The organism is Arthrobacter sp. UNC362MFTsu5.1, from assembly GCF_000685965.1.
Classification (GTDB): Bacteria; Actinomycetota; Actinomycetes; order Actinomycetales; family Micrococcaceae; genus Arthrobacter.
Genome location: NZ_JMLE01000059.1, coordinates 1 through 4,687 on the forward strand (window position 1 = coordinate 1; position 4,687 = coordinate 4,687).

Annotated in this window: 4 protein-coding genes; all 4 read right to left on the minus strand. The window is 65.0% G+C overall.

Features of this window, described 5'->3' with window-relative positions:
• On the minus strand, positions 1-1,160 hold a 1,160-nt coding region (locus BS38_RS0123890), incomplete at its 3' end, for a helicase HerA domain-containing protein (protein WP_043439982.1).
• 1 nt (position 1,161) lies between these two features.
• Positions 1,162-2,670 carry an SCO6880 family protein gene (locus BS38_RS0123895; protein ID WP_028273008.1) on the minus strand — a complete coding sequence of 503 codons (1,509 nt, stop codon included), beginning with the start codon at positions 2,668-2,670 and terminating at the stop codon, positions 1,162-1,164.
• Positions 2,657-3,946, minus strand: a complete 1,290-nt coding sequence (locus tag BS38_RS0123900) for a hypothetical protein (protein WP_028273009.1) — start codon at positions 3,944-3,946, stop codon at positions 2,657-2,659. Before BS38_RS0123900 ends, BS38_RS0123895 begins: the two co-directional genes overlap by 14 nt.
• 1 nt (position 3,947) lies before the next feature.
• Positions 3,948-4,687: hypothetical protein (locus BS38_RS27525; protein ID WP_028273010.1), on the minus strand; the 740-nt coding region annotated here is incomplete at its 5' end.

Sequence of the window (4,687 nt, forward strand, 5' to 3'; positions counted from 1 at the left end):
CGGGTGAGGGCGTCGACGCGGTCGACCATGCCCTTGCCGGAGCGCAGCGCCCGCCACAGCTCATCGAGCACGACGAAGTAGTTCCGGCGTGGTTCCAGCCCGGCGTCAGCGAGGGCGTTGGCGACGTTGACAGTCCCGAATCCGTAGGACCAGCACGCGAGGAGGACCGCAGCCTGCAGGTCGGTTTCGGTTTCGTCGATGCTGGAGACATCGAAGACCACGGCCCGGTCCCGCCGCATCGGGTTAGTGGTCTGGGCGGAGAAGATTTCACCGAGCTTCCCGCCACCGGTCAGGCCCAGCAGGGTCGCTTCCAGCGCCCGGGTTTCCTGCAGGTAGACGGTCATGTCGCCGCGGTCCAGGGCGACCTGGCGCAGCTCGGCCGGGGCCGCGGTGATGACGTCGAGCAGGTCTTTCAGGACCGGGACGCCCTCGAACGTGTCATCGAGGACCCGCAGGGCCCGGTCAAGGATCGTCTGTTCCTGATCCGTTGGGGGTGAGTTCCTGCTGATCGTGATCAGGGAGACGACCATGTTCAGCCGCCGGCCGTGGGCGTCGGCCCGGACCCGAACGGCCGCGTCGTGGTGCCCTTCTTCCTCCAGCAGCTGGGCGACCTCGACGGCCTGGCCGGGATCAAGGATATTCAGGTAGCCCCGTCCCCGGCCGAGCGGAATGACCTGACCGCCCAACGCCTCGACCGCGTCGACGTGCTCTGCCTTCAGGTCCCCCAGAACGAGGGGATGCACGCCCTGGCCCGAAAGGCCCAGGAACATCCTGCGCACCAGCGTGGACTTACCCAGCCCGGGCTTGCCAAGAATGAACGCAGACGGGTTGGAAATCAGGTGGGCGCGCTGGAACCAGCTGATCGGGTCGCAACAGACCGTCGCCTGGGTCTCCTCATGCCGGCCCAAAGGCACACCAATCATCGGCGACGACGTGCCGGAACTGAACGGCCACAACCCGCACACCTGCACCGTCGTGCCCCGGTACTCCCGCACCGCAGGAACCAGGGCAGCCGCTCCCCCGCCACGGCCGCCCCAGCCGCGTGAGCCGGGACCCCGGACACGGCCAGGACGCGGCGTCCCCTCCCCCTGGCTGGTGGAAGCCTTTGCTGTATTTACTGTTTTCACTTTTTTCGCTTGCAGGAACGTGAAGCGTGCCATTTTAGAGGGCCTCCCTGATTTCGCTGGGCAGCAGGATGTGTTTGGGCAGCACCAGTCCCAGCGGCAAGGACGCGGCGAAAGCGGTGTCCTGTGAGCCGTAGGCGCGGCGGAGCAGGGCCCGGGCGGTTCCGGAGGTCTGCTCGATCGCGGCCACCGCATCCGGAAGCCGGGTCGCGTCGGTAACCGTGGCGGTGACGACCATGCCGAAGTTCACGAGCCCGGCACCTTGGGCTTCTTCCTGCGCTGTCTGAGCCGCCGACCGGGCATCGACCAGGGCCCGGGCACTGGGCCGGTTTCCGGAGGTGATGCGGACGTTGGCGTTGTTCTGGTCCCGCTCGACGACGGCAGCTGCCCGGGCCGAATCCATCGGGCGGTAGAGCAGGGAGACGCGTTTGCGGTCAACGTCTCCGTGCGGGGCCAGTAGCCGGGACAGGACCGAAGAGTTCACCGAACCCCGCGGTGCACCGGTCATGGTCCAGGAGACAGAGAACGCGGAATCGTGCCTGTAGTCGTCCCAGCCGGCCTGGGTGGCGGTGGGGCCGACCTCGCCCCAGGTCAGGGCGACGGGGGAACCGGCTGCGTGGGCCTCGTCAATGATCAAAGCGGCGGGCGGGTCGTAGGCAATCCGGACGACTTCGCACAGTTCCTGCGCGGACATCGGCCGGGCGATCCCGGCGCCGGTGGACTGCAATCGGGCCCCCAGCCCAGGGATGCGGGAGGCGATGTCGCGGGCGACGTCCTCCGGTTCCCGCTTCCGGGACCCTGCACGGAGGGAGGCGTTGAATGTCAGGGACACCCATGCCCGCACGGTGGCAGATCCTTCCGGGTAGGTCCGGATAACCTCGCGGAGGATGGCCTTGGCCGCTTCGGGGGCGTTCTCGTCAATGTTCATCTCGACTTCATTGCGCAACCGGTAGCCCGAATCCGGGGCTGTCTCCACGGTTACTGCGGCGGCTTCCAGCCCTGCCTCATCGCCGAGTCCGGCGAGCCAGCCGCCCCAGTTCGCCACCCACGCATCGACCTGCTCGGGATCCACGAGGGAGGCGCCGTCGGGTTCGGTGGAGAAGATGACGGTGAAGTGGCTGGTGGTCGGTACGTGGAGCATGGCGAAGGGACGGTTGTAGGAGTCGTTGAACTCATACAGGCGCGACTTCGCCGCCAACCCCGGGAGCTGGTAGATGCCCCACTCCGTCACCCCCAGCGGGCCCGAGCGGTACAGGTTCGCACCCGAGGAACGGGCGAGGCGGAAATTCATCCGGGTCGCGAAACGGTCCACCACGGACTGGCCGTGCTTGTCCTTGACGGTCAGCAGCAGGACCAGCACCCCGGCGACGGCAAGGACGCCGAGGCCGGCGAAGAGGCCCCAGATGGCGAAGCTGATGATGCCCAGCAACAGCCCGGCCATCACAATGCCGGTGCCGATAGCGCCAAGGTCACCCAGACCGGCTGACCTCGGGACCCGCCAGTTTCCGTAGGACGGTTCCTTGTATTCGGTGTTAATTGCTGCCACTGGGGCCCTCCCCCGTTGAATCCTGCGCGGTCTGTTGTGCGGCCGATGAGACCCGTGAAGCTACCTGCGCGCCGACGGCGACAGCGACGCCGGCCGGACCTGCAGCCTTCGCCGCCCCCGACGCGGCCCCGGCACCAGCTGTTCCGGCCCCCGCCCCTGCGGTCGCAGCACCGGGGCTTCCTGTAGTGCCCTTACCGGGGACTCCCCCGGCTCCGGGCGCTCCCGCGGATCCCGGTGAAGGTTTAGCGTTCCCGCCATTGGCCCCGCCGGGACCTTGGCTGCCGCCAGGAGACGCAGCGTTCTTGGACGGCTGGCTGGGCGGGGTGGGGGACGCATTCCCGCGGCCGCTTCCGCTGCGGCCCAGCGAAACAGCACCAGTGGCCATGGCGCCTGCAGCAGCAGCGGCTCCCCCGCCAGAGCCCGACGCGACCGCACCAACCATCGGGGTGACAAACCGCATCAAAGCCGGCAAGGCCAACAGGGCAACGATCATCAAGGCAAAGCCCGTAATGGAGCCAATCAAAGCGTTCGTGCCGGAAAACGAGCCCATGAGCTGAAACGCCACCGCGTACACGATGGCTGCAGCCGGCTTATAAAGAATGAACGCGATCGTCCAGCCCATCGCCTTCTGAAACCACTGCCGGCCCATCTCCGTATTGGTGAAAGCGGCGGTGGTGGGCAAAATGCCCGCCAAGATCACCAACATGCCGCTCCGGACGACCATGAGGACGATCTGGACCAGCGACGCGAGCAGGCCCACCAGGCCCAGAATGATCAGGATGAAAACCCCAATGCCGGGCTGGTTCACCATGACCAGGACGCTCATGGCGTCCGCGAAGCCCTTGCCATCCGTGGAGCGTTCGATGATCGCCGCTGAAAACTCATCAGCTGCGATCACCAGGATAGAGATAACCCCCAGGCCTAGACCCGCAACCAGCGTCAGGGTTAGGAGAGACCGGAGCAGGTCTTTTAGCGGTGCGCCCCGCTGCTCCCAAATCATCCGAGTACCGCCAAGAATGACGGAAAGAACGGCCAGCGTCAGCGTCCAGTAAGACAGTTCCGAATCAAGGAAACCCACCACGGGCCCAGCGGTCGCGCCGTCCGCTGTAGTGAGGTTGGTAGTCGGCATACTCACCCAGAAGGTCGACAGTGTCGTCACCATCTGGCTCAGGCCCTCCAGAATGGACTCAGCTAGGTTGGAGGTTGCGTCGTCGAGTGCTCCTGAGATGGCATTACCTGTTTGGCAGCCAACATCGATGATCTTGCACTCGGCCATGTCAGACCCCAGACCATGCGATGAAGCTGCTGAGGTCGCGAAGCTGAGTGATCTCGTTGATCAACTTTCCTTCGTCCGATACCTTCGCTTTCCAGTCTCCGTCCACCCACCGGAGTGGAAGAACGGTGTGTGCCAAGACGCCATTCCTGGTCTCGAAGGCCAGGTCAACATCCGCTTCCGACGGAGTATAGGACTTAACCAGAAAGCCCCGGACTTGGACAGTTGTGTCGGTGCCCGATGACGGTGACACCTTTGCAGAATCCTTCATGGCCATGTCCCGACCGGGGCCGGTAACCAACAGTTTGTCCGTCACTTTGACGTTGAGTATCTGAGAGTCGGCAGAGCTTAGGGCAATCATGTTGACTGCGGCGTAGAGGGCTCCGGTTGGTGAGTGCGCGAAGCAGGAACGGAAACCGTCGCTGTCTATCACTCCTGGCCCGAAGCTGTCAGGGTCTGTGGGCGTTGCCATCCTCCCTACTAACTCCCACTTGGACTTAGGAGCCGCGCCCAAAGCGGTTTCCGAGGTGGACGGCAGACCGCAGATACTCCCGGACGCAGCTTTGCTTGATGTCGAGGGTCCCGCAGCATTGCTGCCGGAGGAGGGCAGGACAGGCTGCTGCGAGCCACCGCCCCCCTTGGGGATGAAGAAGATGACGATGACGGCTGCTATCAGTGCGACCACGAGGGCGGCCGAAATGATGAATCCGGGTTTGGTGAATGGATTCTGTTCGGTCGTGTTCT